At 38.6% G+C, this 21,285-nt stretch carries 15 protein-coding genes; 1 reads left to right on the top strand and 14 read right to left on the bottom strand.

Annotation, left to right across the window (positions count from 1 at the left end):
* Window positions 1-145: 145 nt before the first annotated feature.
* The 6 genes from accC to pdxA all read right to left on the bottom strand — a co-directional run bounded on the left by accC (window position 146) and on the right by pdxA (window position 5,140).
* Window positions 146-1,492, bottom strand: coding sequence for an acetyl-CoA carboxylase biotin carboxylase subunit (gene accC / locus I6U50_RS12925; RefSeq protein ID WP_198627881.1), 1,347 nt, complete (start codon window positions 1,490-1,492; stop codon window positions 146-148).
* A 54-nt stretch (window positions 1,493-1,546) separates the two neighbouring features.
* Complete coding sequence (gene accB, locus I6U50_RS12920) at window positions 1,547-2,056, bottom strand: acetyl-CoA carboxylase biotin carboxyl carrier protein (protein ID WP_193712138.1); 510 nt, start codon at window positions 2,054-2,056, stop codon at window positions 1,547-1,549.
* Window positions 2,057-2,077: 21 nt separating this feature from the next.
* Entirely contained in the window at window positions 2,078-3,073 is a 996-nt protein-coding gene (locus tag I6U50_RS12915) for a beta-ketoacyl-ACP synthase III (RefSeq protein WP_198627880.1), read from the bottom strand.
* 176 nt (window positions 3,074-3,249) lie between these two features.
* Complete coding sequence (rpmF, locus tag I6U50_RS12910; RefSeq protein ID WP_037318365.1) at window positions 3,250-3,447, bottom strand: 50S ribosomal protein L32; 198 nt, start codon at window positions 3,445-3,447, stop codon at window positions 3,250-3,252.
* A gap of 9 nt (window positions 3,448-3,456) precedes the next feature.
* Window positions 3,457-3,996 (bottom strand): YceD family protein, encoded by a 540-nt coding sequence (locus I6U50_RS12905; protein WP_198639139.1) that lies wholly within the window; start codon window positions 3,994-3,996, stop codon window positions 3,457-3,459.
* 97 nt (window positions 3,997-4,093) lie between these two features.
* Complete coding sequence (pdxA, locus tag I6U50_RS12900; protein ID WP_198639138.1) at window positions 4,094-5,140, bottom strand: 4-hydroxythreonine-4-phosphate dehydrogenase PdxA; 1,047 nt, start codon at window positions 5,138-5,140, stop codon at window positions 4,094-4,096.
* A gap of 147 nt (window positions 5,141-5,287) precedes the next feature.
* On the opposite strand from pdxA, the gene I6U50_RS12895 reads away from it, so the two are divergent.
* Window positions 5,288-5,875 (top strand): riboflavin synthase, encoded by a 588-nt coding sequence (locus I6U50_RS12895; RefSeq protein WP_193712142.1) that lies wholly within the window; start codon window positions 5,288-5,290, stop codon window positions 5,873-5,875.
* Here I6U50_RS12895 and I6U50_RS12890 read toward each other — a convergent pair whose 3' ends face one another.
* The 8 genes from I6U50_RS12890 to I6U50_RS12855 all read right to left on the bottom strand — a co-directional run bounded on the left by I6U50_RS12890 (window position 5,876) and on the right by I6U50_RS12855 (window position 21,244).
* Complete coding sequence (locus tag I6U50_RS12890; protein ID WP_198639137.1) at window positions 5,876-6,097, bottom strand: PID-CTERM protein-sorting domain-containing protein; 222 nt, start codon at window positions 6,095-6,097, stop codon at window positions 5,876-5,878.
* 626 nt (window positions 6,098-6,723) lie between these two features.
* On the bottom strand, window positions 6,724-7,497 hold the full coding sequence (locus I6U50_RS12885; RefSeq protein WP_198639136.1) for a glycoside hydrolase family 16 protein: 774 nt from the start codon (window positions 7,495-7,497) through the stop codon (window positions 6,724-6,726).
* Between the two features lie 2 nt (window positions 7,498-7,499).
* Window positions 7,500-9,776: a beta-glucosidase BglX gene (bglX, locus tag I6U50_RS12880; RefSeq protein WP_198639135.1), complete on the bottom strand. Its 2,277-nt coding sequence runs from the start codon at window positions 9,774-9,776 to the stop codon at window positions 7,500-7,502.
* A 216-nt stretch (window positions 9,777-9,992) separates the two neighbouring features.
* Window positions 9,993-11,630, bottom strand: coding sequence for a family 16 glycosylhydrolase (locus I6U50_RS12875; RefSeq protein ID WP_198639134.1), 1,638 nt, complete (start codon window positions 11,628-11,630; stop codon window positions 9,993-9,995).
* Between the two features lie 18 nt (window positions 11,631-11,648).
* Window positions 11,649-13,712 carry a hypothetical protein gene (locus I6U50_RS12870; RefSeq protein ID WP_198639133.1) on the bottom strand — a complete coding sequence of 688 codons (2,064 nt, stop codon included), beginning with the start codon at window positions 13,710-13,712 and terminating at the stop codon, window positions 11,649-11,651.
* A gap of 12 nt (window positions 13,713-13,724) precedes the next feature.
* Window positions 13,725-15,188 (bottom strand): RagB/SusD family nutrient uptake outer membrane protein, encoded by a 1,464-nt coding sequence (locus I6U50_RS12865; RefSeq protein ID WP_198627873.1) that lies wholly within the window; start codon window positions 15,186-15,188, stop codon window positions 13,725-13,727.
* An 11-nt stretch (window positions 15,189-15,199) separates the two neighbouring features.
* Window positions 15,200-18,238: a SusC/RagA family TonB-linked outer membrane protein gene (locus I6U50_RS12860; protein ID WP_198627872.1), complete on the bottom strand. Its 3,039-nt coding sequence runs from the start codon at window positions 18,236-18,238 to the stop codon at window positions 15,200-15,202.
* Window positions 18,239-18,475: 237 nt separating this feature from the next.
* Complete coding sequence (locus tag I6U50_RS12855) at window positions 18,476-21,244, bottom strand: triple tyrosine motif-containing protein (RefSeq protein ID WP_198639132.1); 2,769 nt, start codon at window positions 21,242-21,244, stop codon at window positions 18,476-18,478.
* Window positions 21,245-21,285 lie beyond the last annotated feature (41 nt).

The following is a 21,285-nucleotide window of genomic DNA, read 5'->3' as shown; positions in this document are numbered from 1 at the left end:
AGTAAACTACCTCAGGTTAATATGCCCTTTTGGCGATGCTAATAAAAAAAGACCTCACAGGTTTAGAAAATCTGTGAGGTCTTATGCTTAAATATTCCAGATGTTAGATTCTGAAACAAGTTCAGAATGACGCCGAAACTTAATCTTATTCGAGTGATTTCATTTCAAAATCTTCCATAAACTTAGTGGTGTAATTCCCATCAATATAATCGGGATGGTCCATAAGTTGTCTATGGAACGGGATTGTGGTTTTAATACCTTCTATCACGAATTCATCTAATGCGCGTTTCATTTTATTGATCGCCTCTTCCCTGGTTTGGGCGGTAGTAATCAATTTCGCAATCATAGAATCGTAGTTTGGCGGAATAATATACCCACTATAAACGTGCGTATCTATTCTTACTCCATGGCCACCGGGTGCGTGAAGATTTGTGATCTTCCCCGGCGAAGGCCTAAAGCCGTTATAAGGATCTTCGGCATTAATTCGGCATTCTATAGAGTGTAATTTTGGGAAATAATCTTTACCCGAAATTGGAACTCCCGCTGCAACCAGGATTTGCTCCCTAATAAGATCGTAATCTATTACCTGTTCGGTAATTGGGTGCTCTACCTGTATACGGGTGTTCATTTCCATAAAGTAGAAATTACGGTGTTTATCTACCAAAAACTCTACAGTACCTGCACCTTCGTATTTAATGTATTCTGCGGCCCTTACGGCTGCCTCTCCCATTTTTTCCCGAAGGCTATCGGTCATAAAAGGAGAAGGTGTTTCTTCGGTTAATTTCTGGTGACGGCGTTGTACCGAGCAGTCCCTTTCAGAAAGGTGACATGCTTTCCCCCTACTGTCTCCAACTACCTGAATTTCTATATGGCGAGGCTCTTCAATGAGCTTTTCCATATACATATCATTATTATCAAAAGCTGCAGCCGATTCCTGTCTTGCAGAATCCCATGCAGCTTGCAGGTCTTCTTCCTTCCATACGGCACGCATACCTTTACCACCACCACCTGCAGTAGCTTTTAGCATAACCGGGTAACCAATTTCCTTGGCTATTTTTTTACATTCCTCAAAATCTTTAATAATCCCTTCCGATCCCGGTACACAGGGAACCCCGGCAGCTTTCATAGTAGCTTTAGCTGTTGCTTTATCCCCCATTTTTCCAATCATTTCGGCAGAAGCACCTATAAATTTAATATCGTGCTCTTCACAAATTTTTGAAAATTTTGCGTTTTCAGAAAGAAAACCATAACCGGGGTGAATAGCATCGGCATTGGTAATTTCTGCCGCAGCTATGATGTTTGAGATTTTAAGATAAGATAAATTACTGGGAGGAGGCCCTATACATACGGCCTCATCGGCAAACCTTACGTGAAGGCTTTCAGCATCTGCGGTAGAATAAACCGCCACTGTGCTAATTCCCATTTCTTTACAGGTACGAATTACGCGTAAAGCGATCTCGCCCCTGTTTGCAATCAATATTTTTTTAAACATACCTATTGTTTTTTTGGCCCAGGACAAAATGCCTTAAGCTAAATGGGCAGTAATTTATGATGGATCTACTAAGAATAAAGGCTGATCGAATTCTACCGGTGAAGCATCGTCTACCAGTACCTTTACTATTTTTCCTGAAACTTCGCTCTCTATCTCATTAAAAAGTTTCATAGCTTCAATCACACAAAGCACATCTCCTTCTTTAACCGAATCTCCAACTTCTACAAAGGTTGGTTTATCTGGAGAAGGTTTGCGATAGAAAGTTCCAATAATTGGAGATTTTACCGTAATATATTTTGAATCGTCTTCTGCAGCCGATTTACTCTCTTTTTGTTGTGGTGCACTTTCTTCCTGAGATGGTGCCGGTGCATGTGGTTGCTGCGGTTGTACTTGCGCAGGCATTTGTGGCATTTGGCCACCCATTGGCACTTGTTGAACAATAGTTTCTTTTTCGTCTGAGCCTGTTCTAATCGTAATTTTCACATCGCCCGTCTCCAGTTTTACCTCGCTGGCACCAGACTTGGCCACAAACTTTATTAAATTCTGAATTTCTTTTAAATCCATAATGTTAGGGTGTTGGTTTTTTTAAGAATTATATGCCCATTTTAAGTAGATTGCTCCCCAGGTGAAGCCGCCTCCAAATGAAGCAAAAACTAAATTATCTCCTTTTTTGAATTGCTTTTCGTAATCTCCAAGCAATAAAGGCAAAGTAGCCGATGTAGTATTTCCATAGCGCTCAATGTTCATAAGCACTTTATTATCTTCAAGGCCCATACGCTGAGCCGTAGCTCCTACAATTCGTTTATTTGCCTGGTGTGCAATAAGCCAATCTACATCATCATTGTTTAATTTATTGCGCTCCATAATTTGTTCGCTAACGCCTGCCATATTAGACACTGCAAACTTAAATACAGTTTTGCCATCCTGCCTTACATAATGTAATTTTTTAGCTACTGTTTCCTCGGTTGGAGGCATTAGTGAACCGCCGGCTTCTATTTTTAGGGATTCCCTTCCAATAGAATCGCTTCTTAAGATTTCATCCTGTAAACCAAGGCCTTCTTCATTAGGCTCCATAAGTACTGCACCTGCACCATCGCCAAAGATAATACAGGTAGTCCTATCGGTATAATCGATTATAGAAGACATTTTATCGGCCCCAATCACTAATACCTTTTTATATCGGCCAGATTCAATATAGGCCGAAGCCGTAGACATGGCATATAAAAATCCGGAACAAGCGGCCTGAAGATCATATCCAAACGCATTGGTAGCACCAATTTGCGTAGCGATATGAACCGCTGTAGCGGCTACAGGTAAATCTGGAGTTGCAGAAGCCAAAAGCACCAAATCTATCTCTTTTGGATCGAGATTTGATTTCTCTATCAAATTTTTGGCTGCTTCTATTCCTAAAAATGAAGTTCCTTTATTAGGGTCTTTTAAAATTCGGCGTTCTTTAATACCGGTTCGGCTGAAGATCCATTCATCGTTGGTCTCCACCATCTCTTCCAACATTTTGTTGGTTAACACATCCTCGGGTACATAGGTACCCACAGCGGTAATGGCTGCTGTGATTTTATTCATAGATTTCACTTTAATACCCATTCTACGCCCATAGAGACGTAAAAAGCCTAAAGAAAAGTACTAATTTTTCTTTAACTGGGCGTGCAAATTAAGGTCTTTTTAGCACTTATTCAACTTGAAACAAAAAACTCTCACGTGGGTGAGAGTTTTTATAAAAGTTAAAGCTCTATGTTCAATTAAGCTTCTATTTCTTCTGTATTATCAATTAGGACCTGGCCTCGGTAATATAATTTACCCTCATGCCAGTGTGCTCTATGGTACAAATGAGCCTCTCCTGTTGTAGGATCTGTAGCTATTTTTGGTACCGAAGCTTTATAATGTGTCCTTCTTTTATCTCTTCTTGTTTTAGAGATTTTTCTCTTTGGATGTGCCATGGCTTGCTGTTATTTATCGTTTAATAAGTTTTTTAATTTATCCCAGCGAGGATCTATTTCATCCTCATCATTTTTATTCTCGTTATTACTAATACTTAATTCTTCAAGTTTATCCAGTACGTCTGAATCTAAGGTGCCATCTTCTACCCCAGGATGAACCCTTTTTAAAGGCACAGAAAGCACAATAAGCTCATAAATATATTGCTGAACATTTATTTCATATTCACCGTGGGGCAAAATTAATAAATCTTCATTTTCGTCATTATATTCTTCACCAAATTTCACAACCAAATATAAACTGCCTTCAATAGGCTGATTATATGGCTCATTGGTGATATCACAATTTACGTTAACCGCACCGGAAGCTTTAAAAGTAAGCTCCATCATTGTTGTTTTTTTCTCCAACAACAAATCAATTTTCACATTGGCACTGTTAAGATCGTCGTACTCAAAATGCTCAAAGAACTTATTGTCAATGTCGTATTCAAACTGGTGTTCCCCCAGCTTTAACCCTACAAAAGGGATTGTATACGCTGCTAAATTCCTCATCTCATCATCAGTTTCATGCCATGAGCCGCTTAGGCTTAGGCGGGTGCAAATATATAAAAATTAATAAATTAGAGCCTTGTTATAAACAATTTTTTGTTTATAACTTTCTACCCTGTTTCTTTAAGGGGTTTTTGGTAAGCTCCTTATATTCTTCACGGCATTTATAAATTTCTATTGCCCGAAAAACGGCCTCTTTAAATGAATTAATATTTGCCGAGTTAGTACCCGCAATCTCAAAAGCGGTACCGTGATCTGGCGAGGTTCTCACTTTGCTCAACCCGGCGGTAAAATTTACTCCATTACCAAAAGAAAGGGTTTTAAAAGGAATTAGGCCCTGGTCGTGGTAAGAGGCCACCACAGCATCAAAATTCACGTAATTTTTAGAACCAAAAAAGCTATCGGCCGAAAATGGACCAAAAACCAAATCTCCTTTATCCCGCAATTTCTGAAGCGTAGGTTTTAAAACTTCTTCATCTTCTTTCCCAATAACCCCGTTATCGCCACTATGCGGATTAATACCTAAAACTGCTATTTTAGGTTTCTGAACCCTAAAATCCTGCTTCAAAGTGTCCTGGATAATTTTCAATTTCTTTTCAATTAATTGGGGTGTAATGGTATTCGCAATATCCTTTAGGGCCACATGATCTGTAAGTAAACCTATTTTCAATGTATCGGTAATCATAAACATGAGGCTTTCGCCCTCCAGTTCTTTTGCCAAATAATCTGTATGGCCTGGAAAATTAAACTCGGCAGACTGGATGCTATGTTTATTGATGGGAGCGGTCACCAAAACATCTATTTGGTCTTCTTTAAGCGCGCTTGTTGCAGCCTGTAAAGATTTAAACGCATAGCTTCCTACTTTTGGATCTTCCTCTCCAAAATTTATATTCACACCTTCTTTCCAAACATTTACCACATTAATCTTTCCATCTATCGCTTTAGAGGCATCGTCTATTCCCTGAAAATGTAAAGAAAGCTTAAACTGTTTCTTTAAAAAAGTAAGCACTTTGGTTGAAGCAAAAATAATAGGCGTACAAAAATCCAGCATTCGGGAATCATCAAAGGTTTTTAGCATTATTTCACTGCCAATTCCATTTAAATCTCCTATACTTATTCCTAATTTCACCTTTTCTGCTTGCTTCATCTGCTTAAAATTATCGGGATTCGCTATTTAATGAATTACTAACAATATTGTTTCAGATTTAAATCTGAATTTGTTGGTCGGTATTTCATTAAACTTCTCCTGTTTATTTCTATTTTTACATCACAAATGTAAGAATAATCCAAAGATATGTTTACCGGAATTATTGAAGAAGTAGGAGAAGTAAGTCGCGTTCAGAACGAAGGTGGAAATATGCATATAAGTATAAAAGCAACGATGACACCCGAATTAAAAATAGACCAAAGTGTAGCCCATAATGGTGTTTGTCTTACCGTAGTTTCTATTGCTGAAAATGAATATACCGTAACCGCGGTGGCTGAAACCCTGGCAAAAACCAATTTAAAGCATTTACAGGAAAATGCACCGGTAAACCTGGAAAGAGGAATGAAACTCGGCGCCAGGCTTGACGGTCATATTGTGCAAGGACACGTAGATCAAACCGCAGTTTGTAAAAAAGTAACCGAAAAAGATGGTAGCTGGGAGTTTACTTTTGAATATGACCCGGCCCTACAAAATATTACCATAGAAAAAGGTTCTATTACTGTTAATGGCGTGAGCCTTACTGTAGTGAATTCAAAAAGGAATGAATTTAGCGTGGCTATAATTCCCTATACCTATAAACATACCACCTTTAAGTTTCTAAAAGAGGGGGATCTTGTAAACCTGGAATTTGATGTGATAGGGAAATATGTAAAACGTATCCAGGAATTAAAATAACTATTTTCTTTTCCTAAGATGATGAATCCCCAAGCCCAAACCGGCAGCTAGTAAAGCCGAAATCCCAAAATCTATAGGGAGACCGGGAGGAGGAGGTACGCTATCACCAGACACTCCTTCCATTTGAGGTGGCGGCAATTTATGGCTTTGCGCCTGTCCTGCTATATCTAAAGATAAAAGCAGCGCAATTATTGCACATAATATTTTTATCCTGCTCCTCATAATTTGCACCTAAATTACTGTCATAATATTAGTCACTAAAAACTCTGTATTCTATATATTAACGAGAAAGTAGGTACGTTAGTTTTGTGTAGAGGGGGCAACACCTTATAAAAATAATAAAAATTAGTTTAACTTTAACAAAACCTACTAAGTATTGTAAGGTTTTTAGCGCTTTCTTACCTGGTAAGAATTATTTCTTTTTTTTATTGACAAAACACTTGTTTTTAAAGGTTTAAGCCGTCATTAGCATCTTTTGATTATTACTATAATCTATAAATAATACTAATAGACGCCTTGAAATCAAACTCAATAAACCATACTCATTCATCTAATGTTTTTTCATAAAACATAATCAAAAAATTGTCGGACAATCTTAAAATATTCTTTTGTACCCCAATAATTAGTTTTATACATAAAAAGTGCATTTATAAGGCGAAGGTATTGAAAATACCAAAACTATCCACCCAAAATAATCCAGGATTTCACTCCAAATTATACATTTAAAAACAAAAATAACCTCGCAGAAAACCTACGAGGTATTGAGCTTTTAAGGTTGATTAAGCTTACAAATATTTAATTTAGATTATCGACTAAACCTCAATCTACAAGAGAGAGGCAAACAATAGTTATTTACTGTCTTGGTATTTATAAACCTTTACATAATCTATTAAAAATTGTTTTGGAAAAATAGAATCATCAACTTCAGGTCCTCCAAAATTTCCACCTACAGCAAGATTCAATAATAAATAAAACGGATGCCTGTAAGGGTAAGTTTTTCCATTTTTTTCTGAAGGAGAGAAGACATAGGTCTTTTTATCGTCTATATAAAAAGTAATCGCATCTTTGGTCCAGTTCATTTTAAAAACATGAAAATCTGAAGTAACATTTTCTATGGGCGTGGTTTTAATATTTTCAGTATTTCCATGACTTGCCGGTGTATGCAGCGCATTATGAATAGTATCGGGCTGCCTGCCGACAAACTCCATGATATCAATCTCGCCAGAGGCGGGCCAACCCACCTCATTTATATTAGCACCCAACATCCAAATTGCCGGCCAAAGACCGTGTCCATCGGGTAATTTTGCACGAACCTCAACAGTTCCGTATTGAAACTCGAACTTATCTTTAGTATTTACTTTTCCGCTATAATAGGCATCTCCAATTTTATTGGCCGTAATCACTAAATTTCCACCTTTTACAGCTACATAATCTTTGCTGTAAATTTGGCGCTCATTATTTCCCCAGCCACAAAGATCGGGGCAACCATCACCGGTTTCATAGCTCCAATTCTCCATATTTAGGGAATTACCATCAAAATTTTCTTCCCAAATTAGCTCCTGTGCCGTAAGAGGGAAACCTATTAAAAGAAATAGCCCGAAAATTGAAATTCTATTCTTCATACTTATTTTTTTAAACTGAATTTTACTTTTTGCAGATCACGAGAGTTTCCACCTACCATAATTTCAAACTCACCGGCCTCTGCCTCCCATTTTTTATTGACTGAATAGAACTGAAGCATTGCCTCATTCATCTGAAAAGTGACTGTTTTAGATTCTCCGGGAGCCAATTTTACCATTTTAAAACCTTTAAGTTCCTTCACGGGACGGGTGGTACTGGCTACCAAATCTCTTATATACAACTGGGCAATTTCTTTCCCTTCCCTTTCACCGGTGTTTTTTAAACTAAAACTAACTTCAATAGGATTTCCAGGAGTTAATTCTTCTTCAGATATAGATAAATTTCCGTATTCAAAAGACGTATAACTGAGCCCGAAGCCAAAAGGATAAAGCGCATCTTTCTTTTCATCGGCATAACCAGAATACGTTACGTGGGTAGGATTAAAAGGACGCCCTGTATTTTTTTGATTATAATATAAGGGTTCCTGGCCTACAGCCCTTGGAAAAGAAACCGGTAGTTTTCCTGAAGGATTGTAATCTCCCAGCAAAACATCGGCAATAGCATTTCCGCTTTCTGAACCTAATTGCCAGGCCTCAACTATAGCCGGAATATTTTCTGAAGCATAGGTGATCTCCAGTGGTCTTCCGTTAATAAGCACCAAAACAATATTCTTGTTCACCTTTTGAATTTCTTTAAGCAATTCTTTCTGAACTCCAGCCAGACCAATATCTACCTGACTTCTACCCTCGCCGGTTTGGAAGGCATCTTCTCCCAGAGCCATAATTACCAAGTCGGCTTCCGAAGCTTTGGTTATGGCCTCCTGAAAGCCCGATGTATCTGTTTTATTAATTTCTAAAGGCATTAGAAAACTTCTTTCTCCCATACCAAGGTCGGCACCTTTAGCATAACTAATCCCTACATCTTTACTCACATTATTTTGTAAACCTTCCAGTAAAGACACGGCCGAATTAGTCTCTCCCTGTGCTCTCCAGTTTCCTATTGGCGTATCTTTATCGTTGGCCAGGGGGCCAATTACCGCAATTTTTTTAACAGAATCCTGAATGGGAAGTAAACCATTTTCATTCTTTAATAGCACAATAGATTTTTTAGCTACATCGCGAGCTACAGCTTTATGCTCTTCAAAAGATATTTGGTCTAAAAGCTCCGGATTGGCATATAAATAAGGGTCGTCAAAAAGGCCCAGCTTAAACTTTACCCTAAGTACTCTTTTTACGGCATCATTTATATATTCTTCGCTTACTTTTCCTTCTTCTACAAGACTTAACAGGCCAATTTCGTAGGCACCGCCTTCCATGTCCATATCGCTACCTGCATTTAAAGCTAATTGGGCCGCGTGTTTTTTATCCCTGGCCAGGCCGTGGGCTATCATTTCTGGAATAGAACCCCAATCTGAAACTACAAATCCGTTCCAATTCCAATCTCTTTTCAAGATATCCCTTTGTAAAGTTATATGTGCAGTCGCCGGTGTACCGTCTATATCGTTAAACGAATTCATAAAAGTAGCAACACCTGCCTTGGCTGCTGCCTTAAAGGGAGGAAGAATGGTATTGTGCAATTCATTTTCGCCAATATGTACCGTATTATAATCTCTCCCGGCTTCGCCAAAACCATAACCGGCAAAATGTTTGGCGGTAGCCGCTATAGTATGCGGGTTGGCAAGATCGTTACTCTGGTAGCCTTGTACTTTAGCAACCGCTACTTTAGAAGTTAGATAAGGATCTTCGCCAGATCCTTCCATAATTCTACCCCAACGCGCATCGCGTGAAACATCTATCATTGGCGAGAATGTCCAGTTAATCCCATTGGCCGCAGATTCCAGGGCTGCAATTTGAGCTGTTTTCTCCATTGCTTCAAGGTCCCAGCTAGAGGTTTCTGCCAGTGGTACGGGGAAAATAGTGGAATACCCGTGTATTACATCATACCCAAACATTAAAGGAATTTTTAGCCGGGAATTTTCCATCACCAGCTTTTGTGCTTTGCGAGTAGCTTCTACTGATAACACGTTAAGCATAGCACCTACTTTTCCGTTTTTTAGGTTTTCCTCTTTTTGTTTATTATTCATTTCTAAAGCAGGGCCGGTAAGGTCCCAACTTCCGTTGTATTGAACTAGCTGCCCAACTTTTTCTTCAAGGGTCATTAAAGCTAAAACCGAATCTACTTTAGCTTCTACGTTTTTAACCGAACTTGGTATGGTTGTATCCTGGCCTTTTGCTATAAAAAAGCAGCACAGGAAAAAACCTAATAAACATCGTTTTTTCATTTTTTGCGAATAAAAAACTGCCTGAACTATGTGCGTGATAATATTATTTGTGGCCTACAAACAAATTAGATTCCACCGGGGGAACTACCTCGCGACAAGACCGCGAGGTGTTCTTTAAAAGAATTTTGAAATTCGAAGCAGGATCCCGGATTTTACAAACCTCGATTCTCGAGTATAGTCACATAGCAATCAGGCAGTCTGATTTTTAAAATAAGGTTATTCCTGATAAACCTTCACATAATCTACTTCCATAGACGACTCCTGAAAATCTTCAGCAATATTTCCTCCCAGAGTTCCTCCCATTGCCACATTTAGCAATAAGTAAAAATCACTCTGAAATGGCGTGGCATCATTATTATCAAATTCAAGATGTGGCTTACCATCCATTAAGAATGTGATCTTTTCTGAGGTCCATTCTACTTCGTATATGTGAAATTCAGAAGTTACATCAGAAACCTCTGTATCTCCCACAATGGCATTTCCGCCAGAATTTCCTGGAAAATGTAAGGCCGACGAAATTCTATCGGGGTCGTTTCCTACAAATTCCATGATATCCAATTCTCCCACTCCAGGCCAGGATTCTTCGGGCCAACCGGCACCAAGCATCCAAATGGCCGGCCAGGTTCCACCACCTTCAGCTAATTTTGCACGAACTTCTACGCGGCCATAAGTAAACTCAAATTTATCTTTAGTTGTTAACCTTGCCGAAGTAAAATCGAAGCCACTTTCAGCTTCTCTTTTTGCGGTGATAATAAGATTACCATTTTCTACACGTACGTTATCCTGTTCATCTGTATAGTACTGGGCTTCTCCATTACCCCAACCATTGTCTCCATTACCAATTTCGTAGTTCCAGTTATCGGTATTAAGCGCATCGCCATCAAACTCATCAGACCATACTTCGGTATTAAATTCACTTTCAAATTCTTCCTCCTCTTCTGCCGAATCTGAGGTAAGAATAAACCACCAGTCGAATTCACCGTTTCCATCGGTAGACTTAAGAATAAGCTCATTGGTACCAGAACGGTCAAAAATCTCATATTTGTGATCACCTCCAATATAGTAACCAATAAATGCCAAGCCCGTAAGGTTAATGGTTTCTTTTCCTCCCGGAGCCGATATAGACCAATTTTCGGTATAATCGTTATAAGGTATATTAAGAACATCTGCCCCCTGTACTTCACAATCGCAAGAGGCACCAAGCTGATCTACCAGGTTAATTCGGCCAAATACAGTTCCTGATGGATCCGGGTTTGGATCATCATTATTGGTATTGGTAATATGGGTAAACGTACCATCTTCATTAAAGATATAACGATCGTCATACATTCCGGTTCCGGTTTTTTCATTTGCACCGGCGGCATACCATTCGGTAGGAACAACCCCACCTACAGGTCCAAGTCCAAAATGACCGGGAACTTCGGCCTTAACCCGCCACTCTTTTCCAATTAATTTTTCTAATAAATCGGCCGGTGGTTCGTAAGTAACCAACACTTCTACATCTACTGTGGTAGAGCTTGCAGTACCCCCGGCACCATAGGCTATAACATTAACCGTATAAACCTTAGTTCCGGTTTCAGAGAATTGATGTGTATATACACCACTGGGAGAAGTTACCGTACTTCCGTTATCAAAAACATATTTATAAGTCATGGCCCCATCAGCTACACTATTAAAGGTTACCTGCCCACTACCATCTCCCTGAGGCATATCTCCAGATTGGCCAAGGATTTCGGTTTCTACCTGAAGGTTGGTAGGAGCGCTTATCTCGCCAATATCGTAGTCGTCGTTAGAGCAAGCACCGGCAAATACCAGTAGCAATGCTATAAGACCTATTTTTAGTATATTTTTCATTATCAATTATTTTTAATTCTAGTTATGGAAATAAATATTGTCCAGATATACATCTGCTTCACCTGTAGGTATGCCCGAATAAATAAGCTGCCCAATGTGTGCCCTGTCTTGAAGACCGGTAAAGTCTGATAATGGAATATCTAAACTCACCCATTGGTTTTGGGGCAGATTGTCTATTACAACTTCATGCTCAGAAAGATCATCTCCCGCATAAACCCCGTCAGGGCCTAGGTCAACTAATTTTATTTTGAATTCTGTAGCGTTACCCGTATAAATTTCGGTATGAAAATAGGTCATTTCGCTAGCGTCAATCGGTTCAGCTAGAGTTTCAATTCCTGCAAAGCCAAGATTAAAGTAATGCTTGGTTAGCCTGCCATCAAACTCTATTTCTTCATAGTCTGAATTAGACCATTCTGTTAGCCATGTATCTACATTTACATCGTCACCAAAATCACTAAACAAAGAGATATAAGTGGTTTCTTCCATTTGGAAGCCAATATCATCCAGGTAGAATGTTCCAGCCGTATTGCCCGGTCCATCTACAAAAATCGTCATGGTAGCATATTGCCCGGTTGGAACAAATGCCTCTCCAACTCCCTGTGATCCGTCAATATAACTTTTAATGGCATCTGTGCTAAAATTAAAAGTCACTTCTTCCCAACCAGTTCCAGTATGGTTAGAAGACACTTCCGTTTGACGTTCGCCATTAACACCTCCTTCAAATTTCAATAAAACAGGAAGTGCTACATCTGACCAGAATTTCATGGTGATTGTTTTATTATCATCGCTAAAATCGGCCGGTTCCTTCAAGTTAAAAGAAACCCCTTCGTAAGCATTTCCGCTATTGGTAATTGCACCTACCATTGCATCTGAAGTATTAGCCCCAGATTGGTCTGGATTGGTAACCATTTCAAAAGAGGCACCGTTAAAAGCACCGGGGGTATAATCTATAAGTTCGCTATCAAAAGTTATAGGAAGCCCCAGGGGTTCTAAAGTAGTGGTTTGAATATTATCGAAATAATATGTTTCATCGGTTCCTGAAGTTCCAAAATTGAAGAACATTACTAACCTTCCGTATTCAACGGCAGGATCTACTGCGGTCATATCAAAAACCAGTGTTTCCCATTCATTAGCTACCGTAGTTTCTACAGTACTTTCTACATTCACATCGGCATCATTAAGATTTTCAATCTTTAAAATAACCGGGGTTCCTGCTGCTGGAGACCATACATCTACACTAATATATTTTTCAGAAGAGAAATCTATAGGCTCATCTAGCGCAATATTTGTTCCTGCCCATACCTCAGAACCTGCAGGCTTGGTATAAGATGCAACCCTATTACTGGTATTAATGCCACTTGGATCTGGATTATCAATTATAGGAGCTCCAGCACCTTCTCCACCTCCAAAATTATAGAATGTATAGTTCTTGGTGGCAGATTCAAAATCTATAGGTAAAAATAATGGATCTGTAATACTTACTGTTTGAGTAGTTTCGGTAGTCGCCGCACCACCACTTAAGGCCACCACTCTAACATCGTAATCCCCAACAGCATCGTAGGTATGCGTAACAGATTCACCTATCATAAATGCCGTAGGCTCTTCTTCGTCTACATCTCCGAAATAAACTTCAAACATCGCAGCAAAATCGGCTGTAGCTGATACCGTTATGGCATAATTGTCATCTTCTGCCCTGGTAATTGCCACCTCAAGATTTTCCGGTTGACGAAAAGAAACGGTAAGAGCTTGTGTGCCGGTTGCGGAGGCACCATTTAAATTAGTTCCTGTAACCGCTACTTCATAATCGCCCTCGGCATATATATGATCTACGGTCTCTCCTGGTCTTATTTCTGAAGCCACTTCACTGCCATCTCCAAAATCTATACTATACATATTGGCACTTTCACCTTTAGGTATTATAGTTACCAGGCCTGAATTATCTTGTGTGATCTCAAAGCCAGCGCCCAGGTTTGCAGGCGTGGCTATGCTATTAAGATCTACCAGTGCATCATCATCACTCTCACAACCTAAAAAAGGCAGTGTAAGTAGGAATGCGAAAATTATTTTATAGTGTTTTTTCATAATGCTAATTTTTTAGTATCCCGAATTTTGCTCCCAGTTACCCTGAGAAAATTCTATTTCTTCTAACGGAATTGGAAAAAGTTCGTTTTTCCCGGCAGTAAATCCATCAATATTAGCTGCTGCCCTTCCTGTTCTAACCAGGTCGAAGAAACGGTGGCCTTCCCCCACCAATTCTTTTCTTCTTTCTTCAAAAATAAGGTCGGTAAGAGTACTTCCTGCCGCTTCTACAGCCTGTAAACCGGCTCTTTCACGAACTTCATTAAGATATGTTCTTGCCTGGCTATCGTCTATTCCACCCCGGTTTAAAGCTTCTGCTGCCATTAATAACACATCGGCATATCTAATAGCACGATAATTATTGGGTTGGGTAAGGTTGGCATCACCTGCGTTATCATTTTTACGCGGAAGATACTTTCGGTTGAAATATCCCGTATGCTTATAACCTTCTATATAAGTTGCCCCTGTTTCTTCGGCCCAGGCCTCTATATCCAGTATGGAAAGGTCTTTTCTAATATCTTCTTCAGTAAACATATCATAGGCTTCCTGGGTTGGGACGTTAAAGCTAAATCCGGGCTCAAAAAGCGGACCTGTATAATTTCTTATTCCCTGAAAACCTACCGCTACGTTGCCTTCGCTACATTGTAAGCAGTCAAAACCTGCTCCTTCTTCCCCGGTATACTGAACTTCAAAAACAGATTCTTCATTGTTTTCACCTTCTTTCAGGAAAAGCGTATCAAAATCGGCCAAAGCATAAGGGCCATTATTAATTAACTCTGTTAATACATTGGCAGCAGCGTCAAATTCTTCCTGGTATAAATGTGCTTTTCCAAGTAAAGCCATGGCAGCACCTTTTGTAGCTCGTCCTGTTTCAGGTGCGGTATAACTAAGGTTATCTATGGTAAACTTTAAGTCGTTTTCAATTTGTGTATAAACTTCTTCGGTAGAAGCTCTTGGGATGGAAGTTTCATCTCCCAACACAAAGCGTTCATCTCCTTTAATTGGAATAGGTCCAAACCATTTTAACAATTCAAAAGTAAAATAAGCCCTTAAAAACCGAACCTCAGCGATAATCATTTCGCGACCTTCAAAATCGGTTTTGTCCTGAAATTCCAGAACATAATTGGCACGTTGCACGCCGGCAAAATTCCAATCCCAAATATCGTCCAGGTTATCATTTACGGAAGTATGCGTCATTTCGTCTACTTGCTGAAAGCCAATTACATCATTGGCGCTTTCCCCTCCACTTAAGGTATTATCGGAAGCGATCTCGCCTAGCAACACATTTACGTAAGTAGACTGTAATACATCATAAACACCAATCATGGCGTTATAATAATCTTCTTCAGAATTAAAATAGTTTTCTGAATCTATAGTGTATTCTTCTGTATCCTCAAGATAATCTTCTGTGCAACCAAAACTGAAAGCCAGTAGGAGCAACAAAAGCATTTTATTGAATATGTTATTGTATCTCTTCATTGTGCAATTTTTTAAAAGTTAAGGTTTAGGCCTGCAAGAAAAATTCTTGGTACGGGATAAAACCCGTAATCAATTCCGCCACCAATGGCTTCACCGGTTGAAGCTGAAGGATCAAAACCTTTGTAATTGGTAAATGTGTAAAGGTTTTGTACCGAAGTGTAAACCCTTAAACGGTTAATCCCTGTTTTTTCAAGAAATGTTCCAGGTAGGTTATAGCCTAGTTGAACATTTTGTATCCTGGCATAAGAAGCATCTTCAACATAAAAATCTGAAAAAGCCACATTAGAGGTTGCCCCCGTGGTTACACGTGGTACTTCATTACTGGTTCCCGGCCCGGTCCATCTTTCTAAATAATAGGCATGGCGGTTTACATTTGGCTGGTTACGCTCGTAATTTCTTACCATATCGTTTCCTAAAGAGGCATAGGTATAAGCCGTAAAGTCGAAATTTTTATAGTTAAAACTAAGATTTAGCCCCATGGTAGCCGTAGGAATAGGATCTCCAATATTGGTGCGGTCGTCTACATTTATAACTCCGTCTCCATTAATGTCTACATATCGAATATCTCCTGGAGAAGCGGGTGCGCCCAAAGTGGCCTGTGAAGGATGTGCCTCTACTTCTGCCTGATTTTGAAAAATCCCGTCTGTTTTATAGCCGTAGAAATATCCAATTGGGAAACCTTCCTGGAAACGTGCCGGCTGTGGTTGTCCCACTCCAAATTCACCTCCCGGAAGGAAATCTGTTCCGTTTACCTCGGTTACTTCATTTCTTAAAAAAGTGGCATTATAACCTATCCCTACACGAATATCATCGCCAAAATTCTCTTTATAATTTATTGCAAATTCAACACCTTCATTTCGGGTAGTTCCTGCATTTATGGTTGGTGCGCCAGAACCCGGAGCCCCACCGCCAAAGATTCCCGAAACAGGAATACCGGAAATTAAAAGGTCTTTACGATCTTCTCTAAATACATCTGCAGTGATATCAATTCTATTATTTAATATCCTAAGGTCTATACCAATATTCGTTTTTTCGGCTTGTTCCCAGCCTGAAGCCGGGTTAGCAATTCTACCCAGGGCGGTGCCATTCACCAAACTTCCATTTAAAACATAGGTAGCTTCACCATCTAATAACGAACGGTAAAATTGCTCGGCTCCACCTTCCTCACCAGCTACATCATTCCCCAGGATACCATAACTTCCTCGTAGCTTTAAAAAGGAAATCACATTAGAATCGTTAAGGAAATCTTCTTCTGAAAGAATCCAACCGGCAGTTCCTGAAGGGAAATAGCCTACACGATTATCAGGGCCAAACCTGGTAGAAGCATCTCTACGAAGCATTCCAGAGACAAGATATTTTCCTTTATAATCGTACTGCAATCTTCCAAAAAAAGATAATTTTCTTACATCATATTTATAAGCACTATTGTTTAAGCCATCATTGGTTCCTGTGGTAAGGCTTATATCGGCGAAATCCCAGGAATTATTAGGCACATCATATCCGGTAGCATACAACCCATCTCCCCAGTCTCTAATTACCGTCATCCCGGCGGTTCCGGTTAGGTGGTGTGTATCGTTAAATGTATTCTCGTAAGTTCCAAAAAGATCGTAGGTATAAGAATTATCATTAATTCTATTTTGGTTTACCGTACTGCGTACATTGTTGAAGACTTTTCCCGGGCCATAATCTATAATTGGCGAGAAATCTTTGCCTTTAGAATTAGAAAGGCTATATCCAATTCTTGAAGTAAATGTCAATTCTTCTATAGGCGTATAATCCAGGCTAAATGAACCATTAAATTTATTAAGGTTATAGTCATTAAAAGTATTTTCAATTTGTGAAAGCGGGTTAATAATCTCGTTACCCAGGCTACCATTCACATCTTCCTGATCCAATCCGAAAGTTGGTGGAATATTCAAAGCATTAAAAAGTACAGAACCTAAGCCATTTTCGTTAATAGACCTTCTATCTATACTGGTATAAATAGAGTTGGCCGTAAACTGAAAGGCGTCTGAGATATCTACCCCAATATTAAACCTGGCGGTGCTTCTTTGAAAATCAGATTTTTCGGCACCAACAATACCTTCCTGATCCAGATGTGAAACACCAAAAGAGTAAGTCACTTTTTCTGAACCTCCATTTAATGTAAGGTTATGACTCATAATTGGGGAAGTATCAAAAACTTCGTCCTGGAAGTTGGTTCCTTTCCCGAGTTCGCTAAGGTTTGTAAAAGGCAGTGCCTGCCCATTGTTGGCGTAACTTTCATTTAAAAGTAAACCATACTCCCTGGCATTAAGTAAAGGAAGTTTCCTAGAGGTTTCCTGCACCCCTACATAAGCATCATATTGAATAGTGGGAGCGGTATTCTTTTTACCAGATTTAGTAGTTACCAAAACTACCCCATTGGCACCGGAAATACCATATATGGCGGCCTGGGCATCCTTTAAAATAGAAATAGATTCTATATCGTTGGGATTTATAGTGTTTAAATCACCCTGATAACCATCTATAAGAATTAAGGGGCCATTCTCACTATTAGAGGCAATACCTCTAATATTTACATTAATACCTGCACCGGGTGCCCCCGAAGATGGAGTAACGTTAACCCCAGCCGCAGTACCCTGCAAAGCTTGCTCTACCTTAATAGGATTAAGTTGTTCAATAGTTTCATTAGAAACTACCGAAACAGCTCCGGTAATATCCTTCTTTTGCTGCGTTCCATAACCAATTACCACTACTTCATCTAAAGCAGCAGAATCTGTTTCCAAACTTACATTTATAGTGGTTTGATTGTCAGCTACTGTAATTTCCTGTGGTAAAAAACCGACATAGGAAAACACCAGGACATCTCCAGCTGTAATATTATTTATACTATAATTACCATCAAAATCGGTTACTACACCATTAGTGGTATTTTTTACAATAATATTCACCCCGGGCAACGGAAGGCCCGTGCCTGCTTCATCTACTGTTCCCGAAACCGAGAAGTTTTGTGCTTGCAAAGAAAAGCTTCCAATACAAAACAAAATTAGTACAAGTGCTCTATTCATTTGTTAAGATTTTAATTACATCTCAATTTATTAATTAATTGTTAAGACAATCAAAAAAGCACCTTTACAAAACTTCAACATGAAAATTTTAAAGAAGAAAAATTATGAATTTAGCATTCTAAAGCTCTAAAACCGAAGATTCTTCAGTTTTTAGCAATTACCTTAAAATACTGATTTTAGGAGTTTTAACATTAATGTTGAGGTGATGTAGAGGTAAAAGGATCTAATGTTAAGTCCCTAAAACTTGAGGATGTACTCTACCAGACCTTGATCATGGTCAAGTTCCATTTTTTTACGCAATCGATATCGTTTTATTTCCACACTTCGTACAGAAATGTTAAGTAATGGAGCAATTTCTTTTGAAGATAAATTCAACCTTAAATAAGCACAAAGTTTAAGATCGTTGGAAGTTAAATTTGGATGTACCTTTTTCACCGATTGTAAAAAGTCTTTATCGGCATTATCAAAGGCTTCTTTAAACAGTTTCCAATTATCCTTTTCTGCAATATTTTTATTGATAATTGAAATAACTCTTTGAATATCTGCTTCATTATTTGCAGCACTTAATTTTTTCTTGAGATCATTCAAAAATTCATTCTTCTTAATCAGGTTCATGGTAGAAGCGGCAAGTTCCCTGTTTTTAGAGGCCATATCAAGTTCCAATTGTTGATTTTGAAGGGTAATTATTTCCTGTTGCGCTTCAAGTTGCTTTATTTCCAACTGTTTTCTATTACGCTCCATTAACCTGCTTTGTTGTTTTCTAAAATAGCCCGTGTATACTTTATGCAGAATAAAAATAACCAGTAGAAATAATAAAAAATATACAATAATTGCGGTAGTGGTAGCATACCAGGGCTGTGCAATACTAAAAGAATAAGAAGCGATATTGGTGATTTTATTATTGAATTTCCCTCGTACCTGAAAAATATAATCACCAGGAGGCAAATTTTCAAAAGTAGCACTTCCATGAGCTTGCCAATCACTCCAACCGTTACTATATCCTTTAATGCTGTAACTGTATACTGGTTTTGTAAGCTTAGAGTACACCGGTATACTAAATTCAAAGTTAATATTGTTTACCTGGTTTGGCAGTTCAAGATTTTCAAGTTGTAGATTCCGGTCTTGGTATGTATTCTCTAATTCGGCTGTAGAAATTTTATTGATTTTTATTTTTTCTAATTCCGAAAAAACCAAAGGTGTTGAAAAGACCGTATAGCCCAAATTGGATCCCACCAGATACTCCCGTTCTCCAATTAAAGAAATATTTTCAAAACCTTTAGATATAGCCCTGTATTCCAAAGGAATATAAACAGATTTTATACTTAACCTATCCTGAAAGGCATCTTTGGTAGCATATATTAGATTTTCCTCTCCAAAACCCCACCAGGTATTATCTGGTAAAACCCGAGACATTCCTGTAATTCTAGGTTCTTCTATTCGTTGGTTTAAATTATTTTCTTCTAAAAACCTATTTTTAGGTGCATTATATTTATATATCTCATCTTCAGTAGAGTAGTATATAAAGTCATTAAAAGAAAAAACTTTTAATCCCACGCCTGCATTGTAAGAAACATTATAATTTTCTGCACTTTTTACTTCCCTAACTTCGGCATCTATTTTGAGTCTAAAAATTCCTTTATGATCATGCCCTACCCAAACCACAGAATCATTTTCTACCACAAGACTACGGGAGGAAAGATCGAAATTGGCTAAATACTCGGGATCTTTTTTAAAATCTCCATCTTTCCAAAAACTAATACCATTGTAATGTCCCTGTAAAAATCCGTTTTTAAAAGCTTTTATTTCCCACACTCCGGGACCATCAAAAATATGTTTGGCTTTACTTCCTTCTATAGCAAAAACTCCCCTATCGTGACCGGCAAATAGTTTTCCGTTAATTTCGTTAATACTCCAAACCTGCCCACTGGTACCGGGAATAAATTCATAATCTTTGGAGTTCCCGGTGCTCACATATACACCCTGATTAGTTCCCAGGTATAAATAATCGCCAAATTGGTAGCTGCAGTATACTGTACCCACTTTCCCATAGATGTCGGTAAACAATCTAAACGGACTTTTACGATTAATAAGCACCAAACCATTATCCAGACCACCCCAGATATTTCCGGCTTTATCTTCCATTATCGATAGAACCGTATTGTTATTAATTACGGGTTGTAATAACTGATAATTTGAAGAATCTTCGAGGTTATAAACATGCAAACCATCACCTATAGTTCCCAAAACCAGTGTTTTATCCTCCAGTAACTGTGCAATAAAAATACTTTCATCTATAGGGTAATTTTTAAACCCATAGGGTTCCCAACTATTTCCTTCTATGGTAAAAAGACCGTCATCTCTGGTTACAGCCAATATTTTATTCTCTTCAAACGGAAAAAGTCCAATAATTGGCCTATCCTGAATTTTGGCATTGGAAATAACACGTTCAATTACGCCGTTGTCTATTACATACAAGCCATCTGATGCTACCTGATAATATAATTTATTCCCTACCCGAAATAAATTTGAAATAATATCACTTGCAGAAATAGTGCTTATTTGTTTGGTTTTTTTATTGTAACTATATAACCTACGAAGGCTTTGAAAAACGATATATTCTTCCAGGGCTGCAATATGCCAGAACTGCTCTCCATCGAGCAAATTTTCTTTAGATAACCCGGTTAGGCTGGTATAGGATAACTCCCCTTTTTTATTGTGATCCCAATAGCCAAAATCCATATAGGAACCTGTATAAATCCTGTCGTCCTGGGCCAATACCGAGCGTACCGCACTGGCGTTAGGCACTCTGTTAAGTTTCCATTGTGCGCCATTAAAACTTAGTAAGCCCAGGCTATTAGCTATATAAATATGTTTATTAGAACCTTGAGAGATCATCCAGTTTTGGTTACCGGCCTCGTAAATACCGGGGTCAAAATTGGTTATTGGGGGTAATTCCTGCGCAAACAGGCTAAAACTAAAAAAGAAAAAGAGGGCTAGTAAGCGCATAGGTTTAACAAATAACGAAAATTACTAAATAAATTGGGCTT

The organism is Salegentibacter maritimus (genome assembly GCF_016236975.1).
Taxonomy (GTDB): domain Bacteria; phylum Bacteroidota; class Bacteroidia; order Flavobacteriales; family Flavobacteriaceae; genus Salegentibacter; species Salegentibacter maritimus.
Note: the sequence above shows the minus strand (reverse complement) of the source record. Positions and strands in the feature narration are given on the sequence as shown.